Raw genomic sequence first — 21,905 nt, 5'->3', positions numbered from 1 at the left:
TCACGCGAAAAGAAAAGCAAGGGCAAGAAAGAGCCATGCTCCGGTAAGCGACGGCTCCGCATTTCACCAGGTCGCCCACGACGGGTGGAACGGTGAGGCAGGGGTCAGGCCGCGCGGGGGCGGGTTCGGCGGGGGCGGGTTCGGCGGGCGAGGCGGGGTCGGGTTTGGCGGGGCGATCCGGTCGGAGGGGCGGGGCGGGTCTGGCGGACGGGGCCGCCCGGTCGGCTCTGGTGGGCCGGTCCGGTCAGACGCGCGTCGTGGACCGTCGGCTGGCAGGGGCGGGCGAGCCGGGTGACGCGGGTCTGGCGGGCCGGGCCGGGCGAGCAGGCGGGACCGGGCGCGTGGGTGCGCTGCGCGCCGGGCCCGGCCTTGCGGGCGGGCGCCCCAGCGGTGCCGGCCCAGTCCGGCGGGCGAAGCCGGTCTCGTGGGTGCACTGCGCGCCGGGCCCGGCCAGGAGGGCGCGAGGTGCGGGCGGGCAGCGCGGCTGGGCAGGCGATGCCGCCCGCCACGCCTGCCCACCGCCCCTGCCCTACGCCCCCGCCCGCGGCGCGGCCCCCGCTTGGCCACTGCTCCCGCCCACAGCACCATGAGAGCGCTCTCACCCAGCCGACGGACGAGGGCCGGCACCGCTCCACCTCACCGCCCGCGCCGCGGAGAGCGCTCTCACCGACCCGCTCCGGGCCCTCGTACGCCCAGCTGGGATTAGGCTCGGAGGTGACATGGACGACCACGCGACCGCGCCCCGCCGAACCGCACCGCTCGCGCCCAAGGCGGACAAGGACACCGTGCGCCGGCACAACCTCAGCCTCGTGCTGCGCGCCGTGTACGACGAGAGCGCTCTCAGCCGGGCCGGCGCCGCCGCCCGTACCGGTCTGACCCGGGCCGCGGTGTCCTCGCTCGCCGATCAGCTGATCCGGGGCGGGTTCCTCACCGAGTCGGGCAAGTCGTTCAGCGGGCAGGCCGGACGGCCCGGCACCATGCTGACCCCGGCGCGCAGCGGTCCGGCGGGGGTCGGGGTCGAGATCAACGTCGACTACGTCGCGGTGTGCGTGATGGACCTCGCGGGCACCGATCGCGTGCGGCTCACCGAGTACCTCGACAACCGGAGCGAGCCGCCGACGGCCGTACTGGGCCGGGCGGCCCGGATCGCCGCGCGCGCCCTGGACTCGGCGGCCGAGCAGAGTCTGCATCCGGTAGGCGTGGAGCTGGCGCTGCCGGGCCTGGTCTCCGGGGGCGCCGTGCGACAGGCCCCCAATCTGGGCTGGAAGGCAGTCGACGCGGAGGACCTTTTCAGGGCGGCCCTGCGCGAGGTGCGGCCCAACTCCCGCGCCCCTGAAGTGACTTCCGACAACGAGGCCAACCTCGCGGCACTGGCCGAGCTGTGGTTCGGCCGCCCTGAGAGGCGTGTCGGCCACTTCCTCTATCTGAGCGGGGAGATCGGCGTGGGCGGGGCGGTCGTGGTCGGCGGCGAACTGCTGCGCGGCGCGCACGGTTTCGCCGGCGAGATCGGGCACACACCGGTGGACCCGGAGGGCCCCGAGTGCCGTTGCGGTTCGCGCGGCTGCCTCGAGCAGTACGCGGGCCAGCTGGCGCTGCTGCGGGCGGCGGGAATCGACGCGGACGCCGGTGCGGCAGGCGTCCTGGAGCTGGAACACCGGGCGCGGGCGGACGACGAGAGCGCTCTCGGCGCGCTCGCCGACGCCGGGCGCAGCCTGGGCATCGCCCTGTCCGGTGCGGTCAACCTCCTCGACCCGCAGGCGGTCGTCCTCGGCGGGATCTACCGCACGTTGCTGCCGTGGCTCGCGCCCGCTGTGGACGGCGAGCTGTCGCGTCGGGCCGTGTCCGGACTCTGGCCCCCGGAGAGCAGGCGCGTGCGCGCGTCGTCCCTGGCGGGGGACGCGGCCCGGGGAGCGGCTGCCCGCGTCGTACGCCGGATCGTCGCCGACCCGCTCGCCTACGAGTAGGTGCCGTCGGTGGCGTGCGTGGTCCCCGTGATCGGGTTCGCGGTGTCGCGTCGCCGCCGTAGCCATCACCGTCGTCTCGGGGCCGTGGCCGGCCGGGGCGTACCTCGCCTCCGACGGCCGGGCTCGCGGGCGGTCCGTGGGGGGGGCGAGACCGGTGGGTGACACTTCAGGCCCCGTACGGCCGGGCCGGGCCAACTGGGTGTGCACATGGTGGACGACCGGGATCGGACCGGCGTCCACGAGGGCCGGAGTGGTACCCGGCAGCAGCGGGAGACGGATCGCACCCGGCCCGGGGCCCATGGCGTGCGGCACGGCCCGCGTCCGGTGAGTCGGGCGCCGCGCGTAGTGATGTCGGTGGCCATTCCCGCCGATGTCGGCGGCGGTCGGGGAGAATGCCCTACGCATGCCGTACCGCGGTCTTGAGCGGCCGGCGCTTACAGACGGGACTCGGCAACATGACCGACATCGCAGCGTCTCGTACGGCACCGGAGGCGTTCGCGCCGGGTTTCAAGTCGGGTTTCAAGTCGGGTTTCGCGCTGCGCGACGCCGTGGTCAGGGAGCTCGAAGAACGCTGGCCCGCCGGCCGGGCCGGGCTCGACGAGGTGTGCCGCCACTCGCTGTTGCCGGTGGGCAAACTGCTCAGGCCCAGTCTGCTACTGGCGAGCACGCGAGCCGTCGGCGGCGATCCGCTGAGAGCGCTCCCAGCGGCGGTCGCCGCGGAGTTCGGGCACGTCGGCAGTCTGATCCACGACGACATCATCGACGAGGACACGGTGCGCCGGGGGCGTCCCGCCGCACACCACAGGTACGGGACCGGCGAGGCCATCGTCGCGGGCGACCTGCTCCTCTTCTCGCTCTTCGAGTCCCTCACCCACTGCCGCGACCTGGGCGTTCCCGCCGACCGTGTGGTGACGGCGGTCGGCGCGATCGCACGGGCCGGGATGGACCTGTGCCGGGGCCAGAGCCTGGAGGCGCGGCTCGCCGGACAGCGGGTGTTCGATGTGGACCCCTACCTGGAAATGGTCCGGCTCAAGACGGCGGCGCTGTTCCGTGCCGCGTGCGAGGTCGGCGGCATCCTGGGCGGGGGCGACCCGGCCGAGCTTGCCGCGTTGGTCGCGTACGCGAATCATCTCGGGGTCGCCTTCCAGGTGCACGACGATCTGCTGCCCTACACCAGCGACCCGGACTGCACGGGCAAGGCGCCGACGAGCGACATCCGGAACGGCCGGCCGGTGCTGCCGGTCGTCCTCGCCCACCGCGACGCCGACGCCCCCACCCGGCGCGCGATCGAGGACTGCCTGACGGAGCCGGAGGAGCCGGCCGGGGCACTGGCCGCGCTGACGGCGATCCTGCGGGCGTCGGGGGCGATCGAGGAGTCGTTCGCCCTGGCCGACCGACACGCCAAGGCCGCCGTCGACGCGCTGGAAGCGCTCTCACCCGGCGAAGGACGCGACCAGCTGGCCGACTTCGTGACGCGGGCACTCGCTGTCGCACCGACGCCGTGACACCGGGCACCGCCCTCACACCAGCGCCGTGACGCGGTCGCTCGCCCTCGCCCCGACTTACTGAACCAGCGGTCGGCCCGCGCCGCACGCACCTCGGCCTGCGCCGGCTCAACGCCTCCCCACACGCTCCCCACCCCTCCCCCCTCGCCTGCGACCCGCTTCCGCTCCCTCCCGCTCCCCGGCGACCCCCACGGCATCCTCAACCCGTCTGCTTTACAAGCTACTTGACTCAACTTGACTGGCCGTGTTGAATTTTGCCGAATCGCCGAGTCGACCGAGGGGGGAGACGGGGCGATGACCTGTCTCTTCCGCTGAGCCCCTGCCGGGGCTCCGGCGTCGACGATCGTTCAGGACACCTCCGGGGGCACCGTGTCGTCCATCCTTCAGCTCGCCGAAGAAGCCCGTGGGCGCCAAGCGCCGCTCGCAGCGGGCGACTTCGCCTCCTACTGCCAGGACCTGTTCGGCACGCTGACCCGCTCGGACCAGCGGCGCTGGGGCGAGGTGTATCTGCGCGGGCTTCTGGACGCGCCCGGCCGCAAGACACCGACGAGAATCTCCGAGCACGTCCTCGGCCGCCGGGCCGTACAGCAACTCCAGCAGTTCCTGCACCAGAGCCCGTGGGACTCGGCGCCGGTGCGCAGGCGGATCGCCGAGCGGACGAACGCGGTGTCCCCCACCGAGGCCTGGGCCGTCGACGAGGTCGTGTTCGCCAAGAACGGCGACCGGACCGTCGGCGTGGCACGCCAGTACGCCCCGTCCAGGCAGCGCACCGTCAACTGCCAGCTGTCGTACGCCATTTCGCTGGTCGGTACGGGCGGGGGCGTACCGGTGAACTGGCGGCTCCTCCTGCCGCAGCGCTGGGACCGGGACGACCTGCTGCGCAGACAGGCCCATGTTCCGGCGGGCGAGCGCTCCCGGCCGCGCTGGAGGTACGTCCTCGAGGCGCTGGACGAGATGGCCGAGGAGTGGCTTCTGGCACCACAACCGGTCCTCGCCGACTGGCGGTCGGAGAACGACGTGGAGTCACTGCTCAGAGGGCTCGAGGCCCGCGGCCACGGCTATGTGATCGAGGTGTCGCCGAGCACCGTGGTTACCCTTCCGCGGTCGCACGCGACGTCGCCCGCGGCTCGGGGGACGGCGGCCGAGTTCGCCGAGCACCTGGCTCGGCGCGGCGAACGCACCGCGGTCGCGTGGTACGACCGGACGGCGGACCGGATGCGACGCTCGCAGTTCCTGTCCGCGCCGGCCCTGCTGTACGCAGGCGGAGGCCGCCGTTCGGCACTGCGCCACCGCCCCTCCGGGCCCGCGTTTCCCCGGCCGGACTCGCCGGAAGAGCAGCCGCGGCAGGCGCCCCGGCCACGCCACCTGGTCACGGAGTGGCCGTACGGCCGTTCCACGCCGCGTGCCCACTGGCTGACCAACCTGCCGACCCGGCGCCTCGGTGAGACGATCGCCCTCGCGCAGTTACGCGGAGCGTCCGCGGAAGGACTGCACAGGCTTCGGACGGACTTCGGGCTCGGGGACTTCGAGGGCCGCTCGTTCCGCGGCTGGCACCATCACGTGACGCTCGCGTCGGCCGCGCTCGCCTTCGACACGCTCACCGCACGGACCGAGGAGGGGTGGCTCAGCGGTCGGCGACGGTGATGGCACCCCTGTCCTGATGCTCCATCAATTGCTGCAACGGCCGGGCTATTTCTCCCAGCCGACCGCCGCGAAGTCGATGTCGCCGAGGCCTGGTACGCCGAAGTTGGCGAGGCCCTTGCGGACCGCCATCATCTGAGGCCGCTGGTAGAGCTCGACGTCGTGGCCGAGTTTCCAGATCTCCGCATCGGCCTCGTTGTACAGCTGGGCGGCGCGCCCGCGATCAAGAGTCGCGGACGCCTCGCCGAGAAGACCGTCAAGGGTGGCGTCCGAGATCCGGCCGTAGTTGAGATAGCTCTGGGCGCCGTGGGGCAGCCGGTAGACGGCCTGCAGCTGGCTGGGATAGGCCATGTCGGTGAAGCGGAAGATCGCGAGGTCGAAGTTGCCCACGTCGAGGTATTTCGGGCTGTAGTCGGAGGCCGGGACCTTCTGTATCTCCACCCCGATGCCGACCTGGGCGAGCATCTGCTGGAGCAGTTGGGCCAGGTCGAGGCCGAGGCGGTTGGTGGACTCCGCGATCACGAACCGCAGCTTCAGGGGCCGTCCGGCCTTGACGCGCGGCTTGCCGGAACCCGCCGGCTTCCACCCGGCCCGGTCCAGGAGCCGCTCGGCCGCCTTAGGGTCGAAGATGCCCAACTCGCCCGAGTTGTCGGCGTATCCGGGCTGGTTGGTCATGAAGATGTGGTTGCCGAGCAGGGGTACGCCGATGGGCAGCCCCTCCGCCGCCACCTTCGCCAACGCCTCCCGGTCCACGGCGCGTTGGACCGCATGGCGTACGTCGACGTCCTGGAGCGGGCCGCCCGCGCCGTTGAGGCTGACGTGCACCTCGTCCCACGCGGAGCCGGTGCGGACGGTGCTGTCGTGGGCCGGCTTCAGCTGTTGGTACGCCTCGGCCGTGGCGGCGTTGACCGCGTCGAGCTCGCCGTTGAGGTAGGCCTGGAGGGCCGCGGCCGGCAGCAGCGTACGGAAGACGACCTTGTCGAGTCGGGCCCGAGTGCCCCACCAGGCGGGGTCGGGGACTGCGGTGACGGACTGGGTCGTCGGGTCCATCGAGGCGATCGTGAAGGGCCCGGCCGTGACCGGGATCCGGCCGAGCCAGGCGTTGTTGAACTGGTCGGGCGTACTGGTGGCGGATGCCGGGAAGAGCGGGTCGAACAGGCGTTGCCAGTCGGCGTAAGGAGAGCGGAAGACGACCTGGACCTCGCTCGCGTCGCGGCCCTGACGCACTTGGGATATCTGGTCGTAGCCGGAGGGATCGGCCACCAGGTACCGGTCGTCGCCCCGGCCGAGCGCCTGCCACTGCGCCTCGAAGTCGGCCACGCTCAGCGGCTTTCCGTCGGACCAGTGGGCCCGCGGGTTCAGGCGGTAGGTGACCGTCTGCGGGGAGGCCGTGGTGACGGAGGCGGACTGGAGGTAGGCGGGGTTGGGGTGCGGGACGCCCTTGGCATCGCGGTTGAACAGCTCCGGCTCGACGAGGCTGTCGATCTCGGAGGCCTCGCTCAGGGAGCCTGCGGCCTGGTTCACGTTGTACTGGGTGACCCACTGGGAGGTGGCGAGCGTCAGGGTGCCGCCCCGGCGCAGGGTGTCCGGGGACCGGCGGTCGATGTCCTCGGTGCCGTAGGAGGGGGCGGGCCGTGCGCGCGCCGAACCGTCGTGCCGTGCCGGCGAGGCCGTACACCCCGCGAGCAGGAGCGTCGCCGCCGCACCCAGAGCCGCCCACTTCCGCGTGCGACGCAATTGATCCACCCCGGCCCCCCGGCCCCGCGCCGACCCTCCGGAAGATCCCGGCGCCTTGCGCGATCCGGGTCGTCCCAACGGTCCTGGCGTTCTTGACGAAGCATCAATGATGCGAACTGATCTGCGATTTGCCGCTCGGACCTTAACATTTGACATGTCATGACGGGTGAACCGAGCGCGCCGTCAAGCCACTTGAGGAGAGACTCGTGATCCGCCGCCTGTTCATGCGCCTCGCGCACGGTGCGGTCCTACTGCTCTTCTCGGCCTTCCTGTCCTATCTCATCGCCTCCGCCGCGCTCAGCCCGCGCGCCTACTTCGAGGACCGCCAGCCGCGTCCGCCGGCCGCGGCGGTCGACCGGGAGCTCGCGCTGCTCGGCGCCGACGACCGGACCCCGGTCCTGGAGCGTTTCGGGCACTGGGCGGTACGGGCCGTCCATGGCGACCTGGGCCGCACCGTCGACGGAACATCGGTGAACGCCGAATTCGGCCGCAGGGCCGGGGTCTCCGCCCGGCTGCTGCTCGTCGGCACCGTGGCCGGCACCGGACTCGGTGTGCTCGCCGGCCTGTGGGCGGCGGTACGGAGGCACCGGCTGTCCGACCGGGCCCTGACCGTCCTGTCGTTCCTCGTCCTTTCGGTGCCGACGTTCGTGCTCGCGCTGCTCCTCAAGGAGAGCGCCCTCTGGTTCAACCAGAGTGCGGGGCACACGGTGATCCGCTACACGGGCGAACGGACACCGGGCCTCACCGGGTCGGCATGGACCCAACTCCGCGACCGTGCAACCCATATGGCGCTGCCCGCGGCCACGGTGGCGCTCGGCGCGATCGCCTCGTACAGCCGCTACCAACGCGCGGCGACCCTCGACGTCCTCGGCGCCGACCATCTGCGCACCGCGCAAGCCAAGGGGCTCACGCCCGGCCGGGCGCTGCTGCGGCACGGTGTTCGCACCTCGCTGATCCCGCTGACCACCTTCTTCTCGTTCGGCTTCCTGACGCTGTTCACGGGGGCCGTGTTCACCGAGGAGATCTTCGGCTGGCCCGGCATGGGCAGCTGGTTCATGGATTCGGCACAGAAGGGCGACATCAACTCGGTGGTCGCGGTCGACCTGTTCGCGGCGGTGACCGTGCTGCTCGCGGGCTTCGTCGCGGACGTCCTGCACGCGGCGCTCGACCCGCGGGTGCGCGAACCGTGAGGGGCCGGCCGTCGAAAGCGGCGAGGGGGCAGGCCGCGATGGACGGGCCGGCCACCCTGCTGCGCGGGCGCGGCGCCGTGACCGGCCTGGCGCTGCTGCGGTCGCCCCGGGCGTGGACCGGCAGTGCGCTGCTCGCGGGGCTCGTTCTGCTGGCGTACGCGGGTCCCTGCCTGACGCCCTGGAGCCACACCGACATCGACTACGCCGCATTGCGCGACGCCCCGAGCGCCCGGCACTGGATGGGCACGAGCCGCATCGGGCAGGACGTTTTCGCGCAGACGGTACGGGGGCTGCAGAAGTCGCTGCTCATCGGAGCGGTGGTGGCCCCGGCCGGCACGGCGCTCGGGGCGGTGTTCGGCACCTGCGCCGGATACTTCGGGGGCTGGGTGGACCGGGCACTGATGTTCGTGGTCGATCTGCTGCTCGTGGTCCCCGGCTTTCTGCTCCTCGTGCTGCTCGCACCCGAGCTGCGCCGGTTCGGCTGGCCGGCGCTCGCCCTTCTGCTGGCCGCGGTCGGCTGGATGATCACCGCGCGGGCGGTCCGCGTCATGACGCGCTCGCTGCGCGAACGCCCGTTCGTGGCCGCAGCCCGGCACATGGGGGTCGGACCGTTCCGGATCATCGCGCGGCACGTGCTGCCGCACCTCGCCTCGTTCCTCATCACCGACGCGACGGTCGCGGTAGCCGCGGCCGTGATCAGCGAGACGGGCCTGTCCTACTTCGGTTTCGGGGTGCAGCCGCCGGACGTGTCCCTGGGCACGCTCATCGCCGCGGGCAGCGACGTGGCGCTGACCTGCCCCTGGATGTTCTTCTTCCCCGCCGGTGCGCTGCTGCTCTTCGTCCTGGCGGTACACCTGGTCGGCGACGCTCTGCGGGACGTCCTGGACGTCGGCTCGGACCGGGGGGAGGGCGGGCGATGAGTGCCGCTCCTCCGGTGCTGGAGGTACGGGATCTGCGGGTGTCGTTCGCCGGTCGTGACCGTAAGCCGCTGCCCGTCGTGCGCGGGGTGGCGTTCACGCTGCGCCGTGGCGAAGTGCTGGGCCTGGTCGGCGAGTCCGGGGCCGGCAAGACGTCGACGGCCCTGGCGCTTCTCGGCCTGCTGCCGGCCGGGGCGCGGGCGAGCGGCTCGGTACGGCTGCTCGGCACCGAGCTCGTCGGTCTGCCCGTGCGCGAGCTGGCCAGGCTGCGTGGCCGGCGCATCGCGATGGTCTTCCAGGACCCGCTCGCCGCCTTCAACCCGGCCCAGCACATCGGCGACCAGATCGGTGAGGCGCTCCGGATTCACCAACGCCCCCGCCCCGCACGCCCCTTGGCACGCGCGCGCGCCGTTGAGCTGCTCGACGTCGTGGGCGTCCCCGATCCCGGGCGTGTCGCACGCTCGTATCCGCACGAACTCTCCGGCGGGCTGCGCCAACGCGCCATGATCGCGACAGCGATCGCCAACGATCCCGATGTGATCGTGGCGGACGAGCCGACCAGCGCACTGGATGCCACGATCCAGGCACAGGTGCTGGACGCCCTGGAGAGCGCGCGGCGGGCGACCGGCGCGGCGCTGCTGCTCGTCAGCCACGACCTCGGGGTGATCGCGAGGACGGCCGACCGGGTGGCCGTCATGTACGCGGGGCGCATCGTCGAAACGGGCCCCGTGGAAGCGCTGTTCTCGCACCCGCGCATGCCGTACACCCTGGGCCTGCTCGGCTCGGTCCCCCGCCTGGACGCCGCCGTCCCCCTCACCCCGATCCCCGGTGTCGCGGCCGGCCCGGACAGCACGGGCCCCGGGTGCGCCTTCGCCCCGCGCTGCCCCTTGGCCACGGATACCTGCCGGGAGGCCGAGCCGGAGCTTGCGGGGGCCGACGTCGGACCGGATCTGGCGGAGCCCGGCGCCGGGACCCAACTGCTCGCCCCAGAGGCGCACTTGGCTGCCTGCTTCCGGTCGGACGCTCTCGTGGGGCAGTACGCTTCCGCATTGTTTCCTGCCTCCGCCACGGCCGTCCCTCCGCGTCGCGCGTCGCCGACCGGAACCCCGGGCAGCACCGCGGACAGGACCACGGGCGCAGCTACGAACGGGGCTTCGCACGGGAGCTCGGACGGAGCGCCGCCGCTGCGTGTCACGGCGCTCGCCAAGTCACTTCCGGCACCCGGCCGGCCGGGTCTGTTCGGCCGCCGGGCGGCGGCGGGGCGCCGGGTCGTGCTCGACCGGGTGGACCTGGAGGTCGGCCGGGGGGAGACCGTGGCCCTGGTGGGCGAGTCGGGGTCGGGGAAGACCACCACCCTGATGGAGATCATCGCCCTCGCTGCCCCGGACTCCGGGTCCATCGAGGTCGCGGGGCTCGACACGGCCACGCTGAGCCGCGCCGACGTCCGCCGGCTGCGCGGCTCCGTACAGATCCTCGTGCAGGACCCGATGGCCGGCCTCGATCCCAGGATGCGGGTCGCCGACATCGTGGCCGAGCCGCTGCGCGCCCGGAGCGCGACCAAGGCGGACATCGCGGCGCGCGTGCCGGAGGTCCTGCGCCGGGTGGGGCTGGACGCCGCCGACGCGGAGCGCCGCCCGCACCACTTCTCCGGCGGCCAGCGCCAACGCATCGCCCTGGCACGGGCGTTGGTCGTCCGGCCCGATCTCCTGCTCCTCGACGAGCCGGTCTCGGCCCTCGACGTATCCGTGCAGGCCGGCATCCTCGATCTGCTGCGCGGGCTGCGGACCGGCCAGGGGCCCGCGTGCCTGTTCGTGACGCACGACCTGGCCGTGGTGCGTCAGATCGCCGACCGGGTCGTGGTGATGTACGCGGGCCGGACCGTGGAGAGCGGCCCCGTCGACGACGTCTTCACCGCCCCGCGCCACCCCTACACCCGGGCCCTCCTGTCCGCCGTACCGTTGCCCGACCCGGTGGCCGAGCGGGCCCGCATCCGGGTCCCCCCGGGCGCCGAACTCCCCGGCCGTACCGACCTGTTGACGGGGTGCCGCTTCCGCGGGCGCTGCACCGTGTACGCCGCCCTCGACGAGCGGCGGCGCGGGATGTGCGAGCACGAGACTCCGGCGCCGGTCCCCGCGGACCCGGCGGCGGGACACACCGCGTCCTGCCACGTCCCGTACGAGGCGAGGGGCGCCCGCGGTGCCGGAGTGGTCCCGGGCCCCGCCCCACTCCGCCGCGTTCCGGGAGAACTCCCGCCGGCGCGCTGAGCCTTCGTCAGCACACGGGACGCGGTCCGGCGCCGCCGTTCGATCGCGCGCCCCGCACGGGCCGGGCATCGCATGCGCCGGACCGAGCCACTCGCATCCGCCGGGCCTTGACTCCGCACGTCGACTCCCGGTCATCCGGCCAGTCGGACGGCGGCGAACCAGGCGCTTGCGGTGGGTGGTTCCGCTTGTCATGATCGGAGTCAAGGACCGTTGCTCGAAGGAGTCGCCGTGGATCACACAGAGCCCTCCTCCCCCGCCGCCCTGGGCCGACGCCTGCGGGAACTGCGGGTCCAGCGCGGCCTCAAGCAGCAGGACCTCGCGTCCGACGAGATTTCCACCAGCTACGTGTCACTGATCGAGGCGGGCAAGCGAGCACCTTCGGAGACGGTGCTCGCCACGCTGGCCCAGAAGCTGGGCTGCAGCGCCGCATATCTGCGGACGGGGCTCGACGAGCACGAGACGGAGGAGGCCGGCCTCAGGCTGGCCTTCGCCGAGATGGCCCTGCGCAACGGCGCGGACGGCGAGGCGCTGTGGACGTTCAGCGATCTGCTCACCGGGAAACTGCCGTTGGACGCCGCCATGAAACGCCGTGCCCGGGTGGGCCAGGCCTCCGCGCTGGAGAAGCTCGGCCGCCTGGAGGCCGCGATCCCACTCCTGGAGGACGTCTACGCCGACCGGGCGGTGGCGGCCGGGTCGGACGAGTGGTGCCGGACGGCCGTGGCCCTGATCCGGTGCTACCGGACCATGGGCGACATCACGATCGGCATCGAGATCGGCGAGCGGGCCATGAGCAAACTGGACTCGCTGGGACTCGATGTGACGGTCGATCACATTCAGCTCGGTTCGACGCTCATGGGCTGCTATCGCATGCGCGGGGACCGCACCCGGGCCCATCTCATGGCTCAGCGGCTCATCGCGGTCGCCGAGAAGCAGGGTGCGCGGGCGGCGCGGGGCGCGGTGTACTGGAACGCGGCCATGATCGCTTCGTCACGCGGGCAGCGGGCCGAGGCTCTGGCCCTCACCGAGCGGGCGCTGGCGATGATGGCCGAGGACGACAACGTGCGCCATGTCGCCACGCTCAAGATGAATTACGGGCTGTTGCTCCTGGAGGCGGAGGCCCCCCGACTCGACCGCGCCAAGGACCTTCTCCTGGACGCGCAGGAGTCCCTCGCCGCGGCCGGCACCGCCGATGAGATGGCCCGCTGCGAACTCTGCCTGGCGCAGGCCGACATCGCGCTCGGCGACTGGACACAGGCCGCAGCGCGGGCCGAGCGCGCTCTGGAGGTTCTCGGGAGCGAACCACGGGTCCTCACGGCCTGCGCCCGGACCATCCTCGCGAAGGTGCACTTCCTGCGCGAGGAGAGCGCTCTCGGCGAGCAGGTCCTCGAAGCGGCCGCCCACGAGCTGAGGCTCTTCGACCCCACCTACGAGGTCGCGGAGCACTGGCGTCTCATCGGCGACCTATGGCGGAACGAGGGTCACACCGAGCGCGCCCTCGTCGCCTATGACGCGGCCCTGTCGGCGAGCGGCCTCCAGCCGACACCCGCTCCGCGCACCGCCCCCGGCGAGCGGACACGCCGCCCGGCGGATGTCCCGGCACCGGCGACCGGCGAGAGCGCGCGACACCGCCGGTAGCCGGACCGGAGCGGGTCCGTTCGGGCGGGGAGCAGCCGCAGGCCCAACCGGTGGTCCACCGCGGATGCGCGCGGTGCCCCGCCCCCCGAATCCCGGGGCGGGGCACGGCTGTGCGTGTGCGATGCAGCGGCGTACGCCTGCGCTCAGTGGACCTCGTTGCCGCTGAGCGTGGTCTCCGGCACGTCCTCGCGGACGTCCCAGTGCTCCACGATGCGGCCGTCCTCGATGCGGAAGATGTCGACGACGACCACGCCGCGGTGGCCCGGCTCCGGCCGGAAGTGGGAGTGGGCGAAGACCAGGCCGCCCTCCCCCGCCGTCCGGCGGATCTCGAAGCGGGCTTCGGGCAGCTGCTCGCGGAAACCGTCGATGAAGTCGACGAGGGGCTTGCGGCCGTCGGGCAGGTTGGGGTTGTGCTGGATGAGGTGCTCGGCCAGGTACTCGTCGGCGCGGCCGGTCAGGCCCTCGTTCCAGATGTTCTCAATGTAGTCGCGGACGAGCTGGACGTCGCGCACGGACTCGGCGTGGTTGGACACGGTGACTCCCTGATGTGGTGATGACGTGACGGTGTGTGCGGGCGTGGGCGCGGGTCCGGCCGTGGCCGGCGGGACCAGTGCAGTCCCCCGCTGTGGCGCGGGGCCCACGGGGTGGCCGGCTAGGGCGCTGGGCCCACGAAGTGGCCCGCTAGGGCGCGGGGACCGGGATGGTGGGCTCGCCCACCGCGACTCTGCGCGCCGAAGAGGCGTGCGTGACGGCGGCGACGGCGAGGATGACGAGCGCGACGGCCGGGATGGGGCCCGCGCCCATACCGGGCAGCAGGGCGCTGCCGATGAAGCTGCCGAGGCTCATACCGAGGTAGAGGGCGGCGGCGTTCATCGCGAGGATCAGGCCGGGCTGCGCGGGCAGCAGCTCCACCAGGCGGGCCTGCTGGGGCGCCTGGTACATCTGGCTGAAGAACGCCCAGAGCGCGAAGAGCACCAGGCCCGGCCCGGAGTGCGGGGCGATCAGGAGGAGCAGGAATCCGGCGGCGAGGCCGGCGACCGCGATGGTGATGGTGCGCGGGCCGCCGAGCCTCTCGGCGATCCGGGGCGAAGCGGCGTTGCCGAGGACCCCGATGACGCCGAAGGCGAGCAGCGTGACCGAGATCAGCCCCGGCGAGGCACCGAAACGGTCCTTGAGATAGGCGCCCGCGATGCCGTACACGGTGAACTGGGCCGCCATGAACAGCAGCGTCGTCGACACGGTCGAGAGCGCGGCGGGGGTCCGCAGGGTGTCGCGGTAGGCCGCGACGGTGGGCGGCTCGCCGGAGGGGATCTCCGGCACGTACACCGCGACGAGCAGGCATCCGAGCGCCGAGAGCGCGGCGACGCCGAGCATCGCGGGGCGCCAGCCGAGGCTGCCGCCGAGGAACGAGGCGAGCGGCACCCCGAGGACCGCGGCCGCCGTCATTCCGGCGAAGACGGTCGCGAGGGCGCGCTGCCTGCGCTCGGGCGGGACGATCAGGGAGCCGGCCGCCGAGGCCCCGGGCCCGAAGACGGCCGCGCCCATCGCGCCGACGACCCGAGTCGCGGCGAGGAAGCCGTAGCTGGGGGCGACCGCGCCGAGCACCGCGCCCACGGTGAGCAGTCCTATCCCGAGGAGCAGGACCCTTCTGCGGTTCCAGCGGCGCAGCAGGATCGGGGCCGCCGGGGCGAACAGGGCGAACGTGAGCGCGAAGACCGTGACCAGAAAGCCCACGCGAGCCGGCGCCACCTGCAGATCGTCCCCGATGGGGCCATTGAGCCCGACCACCGCCAGTGAGATCGTCCCCAGACTGAAGTAGCCCAGCGACAACGCGAGCAGGGCCGGTGTCGAACTGCGGGACGGCATCACGCCACCTCCTTTCCATGCCGGAGAACTTGAGTACGTGGGAACGCTAGGCGCGCCCGGCCCGCGGTCTCGTGCCCGACGGCTGCCCTCGGAACACTTGGCGAGGTCCCCGGCCGTACTACGTCAACTAGCCGCGGCGACGACCTCGCTCAGCCGCAGCAACGACCTCGCTTGCATAAACATTCGGAATGATGAATACTCTTCCCATGTCCAAGGTTCTCACCTCCCTGCCCGCCGGCGAGCGCGTCGGCATCGCCTTCTCCGGCGGACTCGACACGTCCGTCGCGGTCGCGTGGATGCGCGACAAGGGCGCCGTCCCGTGCACCTACACCGCCGACATCGGCCAGTACGACGAGCCCGACATCGCGTCGGTGCCCGGCCGCGCCCAGGCCTACGGTGCCGAGATCGCGCGCCTGGTCGACTGCCGGGCGGCGCTGGTCGAGGAGGGCCTGGCCGCGCTCGCGTGCGGCGCGTTCCACATCCGCTCGGGCGGCCGTGCCTACTTCAACACCACCCCCCTGGGCCGTGCCGTCACCGGCACCCTCCTGGTGCGGGCGATGCTGGAGGACAACGTCCAGATCTGGGGCGACGGCTCGACCTTCAAGGGCAACGACATCGAGCGGTTCTACCGTTACGGTCTGCTCGCCAACCCGCACCTGCGGATCTACAAGCCCTGGCTCGACGCGGACTTCGTGACCGAGCTCGGCGGCCGCAAGGAAATGTCGGAGTGGCTGCTCGCCCACGACCTGCCCTACCGCGACAGCACGGAGAAGGCGTACTCCACCGACGCCAACATCTGGGGCGCCACCCACGAGGCCAAGACCCTCGAACACCTGGACACGGGTGTCGAGACCGTCGAGCCGATCATGGGCGTGCGCTTCTGGGACCCGTCCGTGGAGATCCCCACCGAGGACGTGACGATCGGGTTCGTCCAGGGCCGCCCGGTCACGATCAACGGCAAGGACTTCGCCTCACCGGTCGACCTCGTCATGGAGGCCAACGCGATCGGCGGCCGCCACGGCATGGGCATGTCCGACCAGATCGAGAACCGGATCATCGAGGCGAAGAGCCGCGGGATCTACGAGGCCCCCGGCATGGCGCTGCTGCACGCGGCGTACGAGCGGCTCGTCAACGCGATCCACAACGAGGACACCCTCGCCCAGTACTACAACGAGGGCCGGCGGCTCGGCCGGCTGATGTACGAGGGCCGCTGGCTCGACCCGCAGGCGCTGATGGTCCGCGAGTCGCTCCAGCGCTGGGTCGGCTCCGCCGTCACCGGCGAGGTGACGCTGCGGCTGCGGCGCGGCGAGGACTACTCGATCCTCAACACCACGGGCCCCGCGTTCAGTTACCACCCGGACAAGCTGTCGATGGAGCGCACCGAGGACTCCGCGTTCGGCCCGGTGGACCGGATCGGCCAGCTCACCATGCGCAACCTCGACATCGCCGACTCGCGTGCCCGGCTCGAGCAGTACGCGGGCCTCGGCATCGTCGGCACGGCGCACCCGGAGCTGATCGGCGCCGCCCAGGCCGCGGCGACCGGCCTCATCGGCGCGATGCCGGAGGGCGGCGCGGAGGTCATCGCCTCGCGCGGCGAGGTCTCGGCCGACGACGAGCTCCTGGACCGCGCGGCGATGGAGTCCGGCACCGACTAGGCGCACCGACTGGCGCACCGTCTAGGCGCACCGACTGGGCGCACCGACTGGGCAACGCCTGCTCAGCGATCGGGCACCGCTCGGTCGGCGGGCAGAACGCGACAGGGCCCGCCCCTTCAAGGGGCGGGCCTTTCGCCGTCTTCGCGTCACCGGATCATCGCGTCACCGGATGCTCGCGCCACTGGACACGGGAGGTTCGCATCGCCGGACGCTCGCGCTTCCCGGGCTCGCGCCCCCAGGTCCGCAGGGTGGTCCGTGCGCCCCTTAGCGCGCCAACGCGGGCATGCACAGCCCTACTTGGGCGATGCCGAGGCGGACGGGTGCGGCTCCTCCACCGGGAGGTTGTACACATGGTTCGGCGTCACGATCTTGGTGATCGCCTGGCCGAAGAGCGTGCTCGGCTCGCTCCCGTCGTGGGTGATGTCCGTGTTGAGCAGCACGACGAGCGTGGCCTTCGACTCGGGGAGGTACATCGTCAGGGACTCGTACCCGGGCAGTGAACCGTTGTGGCCGATCCACCCCTGCACGTTGAAGATGCCCATGCCGTATCCCGCGCCCGGGATCGTCGACGGCGGGGTTTCGAGGCGCTGCGCCTGCGTCTGCGGCGAGAGCAGGGTGCCGGTGGCCAGGGTGCGGGCCCAGCTCTTCAGGTCCCCGAGGTCGGAGATCATCGCGCCGGCCGCCCAGGCCCAGGTCGGGTTCCAGTTGGTGGTCACCGCGACCTTCCCGTTCAGGGTCTGGTTCGTGTAGCCCTGGGCGTGCGGGCTGGGGAACGCGGCGTCGGTCGCGAAGACGGTGTGGGTCAGGCCGGCCGGCTTCAGGACCTTCTGGTCGAGGTACTCGTGGAGCGGCATGCCGCTCGCCTTCTCGATCACCAGGCCGAGCAGGATGAGGTTGGTGTTGCAGTAGAAGAACTGCTTCCCCGGCTGGAACATCACCGGATGCTTGAAGGAGTAGTCAAGCAGCTGCTGCGGCGTGAACGGCTTCTCCGGATTGGAGAGCAGCGCGTTGACGAATCCCGGATCCTCCGAATAGTTGAACAACCCGCTGCGCATCTGGGCGAGTTGACGGAGCGTTATCTTGTCGCCGTTCGGCACGCCGGGAATGTACTTGCCGATCGGGTCGTCGAGGCCGAGCTTGCCCTGGTCGACCAGTTCGAGCATCGCGGTGACCGTGAAGGTCTTGGTCTCGCTGCCGATCCGCATGTACATGTTGGTCGCCATGGGGGCGCCGGTCGCCTTGTCGGAGACACCGAACGTGCGGACGTACTCGCCCTTGCCGGGGGCCGACAGGCTCACCATCACACCGGGGACGTTCGCCTCCCGCATGACCTGCTTGACGGCCGTGTCCAGACGCGCGGCGACGGCCGGGCTCAGCTGCGGGAAGGCGGAGTCGCTCGACGCGGAGGGCGAACTCGACGTGGAGGGGGAGCTGGACGAGGAGGGCGAACTCGACGCGAACGGTGAGCCGGACCCCGACGGGGTGCCCGACGCCGACGTGACGGGCGACGGCGCCGGGGGCGCGGTGGCGCCGTAGGCGCTGGTGGCCGCGATGGGTACGGCCAGGAGCGTGGCCGCCGCGGCCCCCACACACGCTCGGCGCCACTGGGTCTGTGAGTACCTCACGGGCAGGCCTCCTGCCGGACGAGGGCGCCCGGACTCGGGTTGGGGTCCGGGCGGGTGAACATCACTTCCTCCCCACGCTAGGCCCGTGTGTCCGCCCCCGCATGGCGGCGCCGGAGTTGCGCGGCGGGCACACCTGTGGCGTCCCCGCGGGGCCCGGCCCGGGTTCGTGCTCCGCCTGCGGCGCCGGCAATTGCGACGTCCCGCGACAGAGCCACGTCGTGCGTGTCCAGGTCGTGAACCGCACGGCCCGACCCCTGCAAACTTAGGTTAGCCTCACCTACCATGACGCTCGTAACCCTGGCCGCCTCGGCCGGCTACACCACGCCCCCGCTCTGGCGGATCCTCACCAAATCCGGCTATTTCATCGGTCTGTCCGGGGCCATCGGCGCCACCGTGACCTACGCGGCCGCCCTGCGTCCCGCACTGCGCACACCGGGACACGAGCGGGGCGCCGTCGACGTACTGCGTCGGCGTACGGCTCTGTATCTGGCCTGGGCCGGGGTCGTCCTGCTCGTGAGCGGTTACTTCCAGCTCGCCGGCCGGGTGGCCAGGGCCGGCAAGGGCATGCCCTTCGGTGACGCGCTCGCGCCGGGCGCCATCGGAGACTTCCTCGGCGCCCCGGCCGCCAAGGGTGCCTGGGTGGCGCAGGGAACGGTCTACGTGGCGCAGAACGCCCTCGTCGTCCTGGCGTCCGCCGCGCTCGTCGCGCTCTTCTTCCCGCGGGTTCGAAGACACCTCGACGCTCTCGCCCTCACCGCCCTGCCCCTCGCGCTCGCCGTGACGCTCGTCGGCGCGATACCGGCCACCGCCCCGAAGGACGCGAGCAAGAGCTTCGACCTCGTCTTCGACCAGGTCCACATCGTCAGCGGCACGGTATGGACCGGCGGCCTCGCCGCCCTCGCCGGGCTCGCCACCACCCGGGGCCGGCTCGGCGAGAGCGCGGGCGCGCTGTGGGCCGATGTGTGGCGGCGCTTCAGCCTCGTCGCGCTGGTGTGCGTCGGCGCCGTGCTCACCTCCGGCCTGTGGATGAGCTGGAAGCACGTCGGCGGCATCGATCAGCTGTGGACCACGCGTTACGGCTTCTTCCTGCTCGTCAAGATCCTGCTGGTGCTCTCCATGGTCGCCGCCGGCGGCGTCAACCAGTTCTGGCTGATGCCCCGCATCACCCGTGCCCGGCGTGCCGACGCGACAGCACCCCTGTTCCACCTGACGCTGCGTCACTTCCCCAAGGTCGTCCGGGCCGAGGTCGCCCTCGGCCTCGCCGTCCTCGCCGTGGTCCCCTTCCTCAGCGGCTCGGCCCGCTCCGAGGCGGGCAGCCCGCAGCCGGTGGCGAGCGGCAGCATCATCAGTGTGGGCGCCGCCCTGGTCCTGACCCTGGCCGCGTCGCTCTACATCACGGTGCGCACCTCGGACGCGCTCGCCCGCCGCGAGGAGTCGGTGGCGGCCGCCTAGGCGGCACGACGGCCGGGGCGGAGGCGGCTCAGAGCAGCCCGAGGTCCCGGAGCTCCTTGTGCAGGTCGGCGCGGCCCGGGTCGAGGGCGGGCACGGCGGGTGCCCCGCCCACGGCGGGCCCCGCGCCCGGGGTCTCGCCCGCGGCGGCCGGAGCGGGTCGGCTCCGGTCGCGCAGGAGGTACGCGCCGGCCATGCCGCCCACCAGTCCGCCGAGGTGCGCCAGCCAGCTCACGCCCGGGGTGCCGGGAACGGCGACGGTCACCAGGTAGGCGAAGGACGCGGCCATCACCAGGCCGATCAGCGTGTCGATCAGCCGCCGGTCGAAGAGGCCGCGCAGCACCACGTATCCGAAGTAGCCGAAGATCACGCCGCTGGCGCCCACACCGAGGGTGTGGGTGTCCTGGAAGACCCACACGGCGAGCCCGCTGGTCACCGCGACGAGGAGGGTGAGCCACAGGAAGCGGACCACGCCCCGGTACGCGGCGAGGAACCCGAAGACGAACAGCGGCCCCGAGTTGGCCTCGATGTGGTCCCAGCCGAAGTGCAGGAACGGTGCGACCAGGATGGCCGACAGCCGGCTCACGTCCTGCGGTATGAGACCGAACTCCGCGTCGAGCCGGTAGTCCCCCAGCCAGTTGACGACCTGCAGGGCCCAGACGACCGCCATGAACCCGAACATGACGAAGAGCGCCCTGCGCGCCTCGGCGATCATCTCCTCGGCCGTTCGCCGCCCCGCCCCGTCCCAGCCCTGCGTCGGCCCGCTCACCGTTGTGCCCCCGTCGTCCCTGACTGACATGTTCCGGGGTGCATCGTAGAGTCGGGCCCGCCTCAGCCGCCAAACCGCGCGAGGGCGTCCTCGGTCACCGGCGTGAAGAAGTTGACGAGGTGGCCGTCGGGGTCGCGCAGGAGCAGCGAGCGGTTGCCCCACGGCATGGTGGTGGGCGGCTGCACGAACTCCTCGACGAGGCCGGAGCCGGCCAGGTCGCGGTGGACGCCGTCCACGTCGTCGACGCGGAACTCCAGGATGACGCTCCGGTTGTCGGCGGGGCGCGCGGCGCCGGGCGCGAACATCGGGACCGTACGGGTGCTGCCGATGGCCAGGGTCGCCGAGGCGGTCCTGAGCTCGGCGAAGTCGTCGGTCGACCAGTTCGCCCGCACGCCGGCGGCGCGCTCGTAGAACGCGACGAGCCGGGCGATGTCGTCGGTGATGACGCGGATCGAGACGAAGTCCATGGGTTCTCTCCGAAGTGGGGGCCGTGCCGAAGTGGGGCCGCGGCGAAGTGGGGCCGCGGCGGACCGGGGGTGGAAGCAAGCGAGGGCGCGGTCGCCGCACGGGTGCGTTCCGCGCCTCTGACCACACGCTATGACCAATACCGGACAGAATCCGCCCGGTATCGGCGCCATACTTTCCGGCATGCCCCTTCCCACCGCCCGCGTGCTCGCCCTCCTCGAACTCCTTCAGTCCGGCGGCACCCGTACCGTGTCCGAACTCGCCGGACAGCTCGGCGTCGACGAGCGCACGGTGCGGCGCTATGTGCGGCACCTGCTCGAACTCGACGTGCCCGTCGAGTCGGTGCGCGGACGGTACGGCGGCTACCGGCTGGCCACGGGCTACCGGATGCCTCCCCTGATGCTGAGCGACGACGAGGCGCTCGCCGTGCTGCTCGGTCTGGTCGCGGGCCGCCGGGCCGGCCTGATGACGAGCACGGGCGTGGCGAGCGAGACGGCCGCGGCGAAGATCCGCCGCGTGCTGCCCGAGCGGCTCCGCCGACGCCTCGACGCCGTCCTCGACTCACTCGCGTTCACGGCGCCCGCCGCCGTGGGCGCGCCCGTTCCGCCCGCCGCTCCTCGCAGCAGCGTGCTGCTCCCCCTCGCCGACGCCGTACGCCACCACCGGCCGGTGCGCCTGCGGTACACGTCGGCCGACGGCCGCGCCAGCGAGCGCGTCCTGCATCCGTACGGGCTCGTCGCCCACGCCGGCCGGTGGTACGTCACCGGCGCCGACGCCGCGCTCGGCGAGGAGCGCATGTTCCGGCTCGACCGCGTCGCCGACGCCCGTACGCTGCCCGGCTCGTTCGTGCCGCCCGCCGGGATCGACGCCGCCGAGCGCGTCCTGACCGGGCTCGCCACGGCGCCGTACGCGCACGAGGTGAGCCTGCGCGTGCAGGGGACGGCCGAGCAGATCCGGGCCCGCCTGCCGGCCGGCCTGGCGCAGCTCACGGACATCGCCGGCGAGCGCCGCACGCACGGGGACGGTGACCAACCCCCGTGGTTCCGAGTCGAGTTGAGGGCCGAGCGCCTGGACTGGGTGCCCGCGGCGATCGCCTCCCTCGATCGGCCGTTCGTCATCGAGCGCCCGGCCGAACTCCGTACCCTCGTCGGCGAGTTCGCCGACCGGCTCGCCCGCTCGGCGCGCCCGCCCCACGACCAGGGCTCCGCATGACGTGTTTGCGA

General features: G+C 72.4%; 16 protein-coding genes. 10 read left to right on the top strand and 6 right to left on the bottom strand.

The window, feature by feature from the left end; translation table 11 throughout:
- Positions 1-719 precede the first annotated feature (719 nt).
- The 3 genes from OOJ98_RS25670 (at position 720) to OOJ98_RS25660 (ending at position 5,113) form a co-directional block, all read left to right on the top strand.
- Positions 720-1,964: an ROK family transcriptional regulator gene (locus OOJ98_RS25670; RefSeq protein WP_267057389.1), complete on the top strand. Its 1,245-nt coding sequence runs from the start codon at positions 720-722 to the stop codon at positions 1,962-1,964.
- 455 nt (positions 1,965-2,419) lie between these two features.
- Positions 2,420-3,469, top strand: a complete 1,050-nt coding sequence (locus tag OOJ98_RS25665; RefSeq protein WP_267057388.1) for a polyprenyl synthetase family protein — start codon at positions 2,420-2,422, stop codon at positions 3,467-3,469.
- Between the two features lie 369 nt (positions 3,470-3,838).
- Positions 3,839-5,113 (top strand): transposase, encoded by a 1,275-nt coding sequence (locus OOJ98_RS25660; protein ID WP_267057387.1) that lies wholly within the window; start codon positions 3,839-3,841, stop codon positions 5,111-5,113.
- A 45-nt stretch (positions 5,114-5,158) separates the two neighbouring features.
- On the opposite strand, the gene OOJ98_RS25655 is transcribed toward OOJ98_RS25660, so the two are convergent.
- The gene (locus OOJ98_RS25655) at positions 5,159-6,847 is read right to left on the bottom strand and encodes an ABC transporter family substrate-binding protein (protein ID WP_267057386.1); all 1,689 of its coding nucleotides are present in this window, start codon (positions 6,845-6,847) and stop codon (positions 5,159-5,161) included.
- Between the two features lie 224 nt (positions 6,848-7,071).
- Between OOJ98_RS25655 and OOJ98_RS25650 the strand changes: the two genes are divergently transcribed.
- The 4 genes from OOJ98_RS25650 (at position 7,072) to OOJ98_RS25635 (ending at position 12,853) form a co-directional block, all read left to right on the top strand.
- Positions 7,072-8,037, top strand: coding sequence for an ABC transporter permease (locus tag OOJ98_RS25650; RefSeq protein WP_267058240.1), 966 nt, complete (start codon positions 7,072-7,074; stop codon positions 8,035-8,037).
- Between the two features lie 38 nt (positions 8,038-8,075).
- A complete protein-coding gene (locus tag OOJ98_RS25645) occupies positions 8,076-8,957 on the top strand; it encodes an ABC transporter permease (RefSeq protein ID WP_267057385.1) in 882 nt (293 codons plus the stop codon).
- A complete protein-coding gene (locus OOJ98_RS25640; RefSeq protein WP_267057384.1) occupies positions 8,954-11,218 on the top strand; it encodes an ABC transporter ATP-binding protein in 2,265 nt (754 codons plus the stop codon). The genes OOJ98_RS25645 and OOJ98_RS25640 overlap by 4 nt, the downstream gene beginning before the upstream one ends.
- Positions 11,219-11,446: 228 nt before the next feature.
- Positions 11,447-12,853, top strand: a complete 1,407-nt coding sequence (locus tag OOJ98_RS25635) for a helix-turn-helix domain-containing protein (protein ID WP_267057383.1) — start codon at positions 11,447-11,449, stop codon at positions 12,851-12,853.
- A 143-nt stretch (positions 12,854-12,996) separates the two neighbouring features.
- Here the strand turns inward: OOJ98_RS25635 and OOJ98_RS25630 are convergent, their stop codons facing one another.
- Together OOJ98_RS25630 and OOJ98_RS25625 are read right to left on the bottom strand one after the other, a co-directional pair.
- Positions 12,997-13,386: a nuclear transport factor 2 family protein gene (locus tag OOJ98_RS25630; RefSeq protein ID WP_267057382.1), complete on the bottom strand. Its 390-nt coding sequence runs from the start codon at positions 13,384-13,386 to the stop codon at positions 12,997-12,999.
- A gap of 148 nt (positions 13,387-13,534) precedes the next feature.
- Complete coding sequence (locus OOJ98_RS25625) at positions 13,535-14,719, bottom strand: MFS transporter (protein WP_267057381.1); 1,185 nt, start codon at positions 14,717-14,719, stop codon at positions 13,535-13,537.
- 206 nt (positions 14,720-14,925) lie between these two features.
- Here OOJ98_RS25625 and argG point away from each other — a divergent pair, with 206 nt between their 5' ends.
- Positions 14,926-16,374: an argininosuccinate synthase gene (argG, locus tag OOJ98_RS25620; RefSeq protein WP_267057380.1), complete on the top strand. Its 1,449-nt coding sequence runs from the start codon at positions 14,926-14,928 to the stop codon at positions 16,372-16,374.
- 293 nt (positions 16,375-16,667) lie between these two features.
- On the opposite strand, the gene OOJ98_RS25615 is transcribed toward argG, so the two are convergent.
- Positions 16,668-17,963 (bottom strand): serine hydrolase, encoded by a 1,296-nt coding sequence (locus OOJ98_RS25615; protein ID WP_267058239.1) that lies wholly within the window; start codon positions 17,961-17,963, stop codon positions 16,668-16,670.
- Positions 17,964-18,281: 318 nt separating this feature from the next.
- On the opposite strand from OOJ98_RS25615, the gene OOJ98_RS25610 reads away from it, so the two are divergent.
- Positions 18,282-19,451, top strand: coding sequence for a copper resistance D family protein (locus OOJ98_RS25610; protein WP_267057379.1), 1,170 nt, complete (start codon positions 18,282-18,284; stop codon positions 19,449-19,451).
- Between the two features lie 28 nt (positions 19,452-19,479).
- Here the strand turns inward: OOJ98_RS25610 and OOJ98_RS25605 are convergent, their stop codons facing one another.
- Entirely contained in the window at positions 19,480-20,217 is a 738-nt protein-coding gene (locus OOJ98_RS25605; RefSeq protein ID WP_267057378.1) for a rhomboid family intramembrane serine protease, read from the bottom strand.
- Positions 20,218-20,279: 62 nt separating this feature from the next.
- Positions 20,280-20,684, bottom strand: a complete 405-nt coding sequence (locus tag OOJ98_RS25600; protein WP_267057377.1) for a glyoxalase/bleomycin resistance/extradiol dioxygenase family protein — start codon at positions 20,682-20,684, stop codon at positions 20,280-20,282.
- Between the two features lie 181 nt (positions 20,685-20,865).
- Between OOJ98_RS25600 and OOJ98_RS25595 the strand changes: the two genes are divergently transcribed.
- Positions 20,866-21,894: a YafY family protein gene (locus OOJ98_RS25595; protein WP_267057376.1), complete on the top strand. Its 1,029-nt coding sequence runs from the start codon at positions 20,866-20,868 to the stop codon at positions 21,892-21,894.
- Positions 21,895-21,905 lie beyond the last annotated feature (11 nt).

It is taken from the genome of Streptomyces sp. NBC_00083 (genome assembly GCF_026343295.1).
GTDB lineage: Bacteria > Actinomycetota > Actinomycetes > Streptomycetales > Streptomycetaceae > Streptomyces.
Note: the sequence above shows the minus strand (reverse complement) of the source record. Positions and strands in the feature narration are given on the sequence as shown.

What these genes read in the sequence shown, in the direction of transcription:
- OOJ98_RS25670 (WP_267057389.1), top strand. Translation starts at nt 720, where the DNA reads ATGGACGACCACGCGACCGCGCCCCGCCGAACCGCACCGCTCGCGCCC.
- OOJ98_RS25610 (WP_267057379.1), top strand. Translation starts at nt 18,282, where the DNA reads ATGACGCTCGTAACCCTGGCCGCCTCGGCCGGCTACACCACGCCCCCG.
- OOJ98_RS25645 (WP_267057385.1), top strand. Translation starts at nt 8,076, where the DNA reads ATGGACGGGCCGGCCACCCTGCTGCGCGGGCGCGGCGCCGTGACCGGC.
- OOJ98_RS25665 (WP_267057388.1), top strand. Translation starts at nt 2,420, where the DNA reads ATGACCGACATCGCAGCGTCTCGTACGGCACCGGAGGCGTTCGCGCCG.
- OOJ98_RS25640 (WP_267057384.1), top strand. Translation starts at nt 8,954, where the DNA reads ATGAGTGCCGCTCCTCCGGTGCTGGAGGTACGGGATCTGCGGGTGTCG.
- OOJ98_RS25595 (WP_267057376.1), top strand. Translation starts at nt 20,866, where the DNA reads ATGCCCCTTCCCACCGCCCGCGTGCTCGCCCTCCTCGAACTCCTTCAG.
- OOJ98_RS25625 (WP_267057381.1), bottom strand. Translation starts at nt 14,719, where the DNA reads ATGCCGTCCCGCAGTTCGACACCGGCCCTGCTCGCGTTGTCGCTGGGC.
- argG (WP_267057380.1), top strand. Translation starts at nt 14,926, where the DNA reads ATGTCCAAGGTTCTCACCTCCCTGCCCGCCGGCGAGCGCGTCGGCATC.
- OOJ98_RS25650 (WP_267058240.1), top strand. Translation starts at nt 7,072, where the DNA reads ATGCGCCTCGCGCACGGTGCGGTCCTACTGCTCTTCTCGGCCTTCCTG.
- OOJ98_RS25600 (WP_267057377.1), bottom strand. Translation starts at nt 20,684, where the DNA reads ATGGACTTCGTCTCGATCCGCGTCATCACCGACGACATCGCCCGGCTC.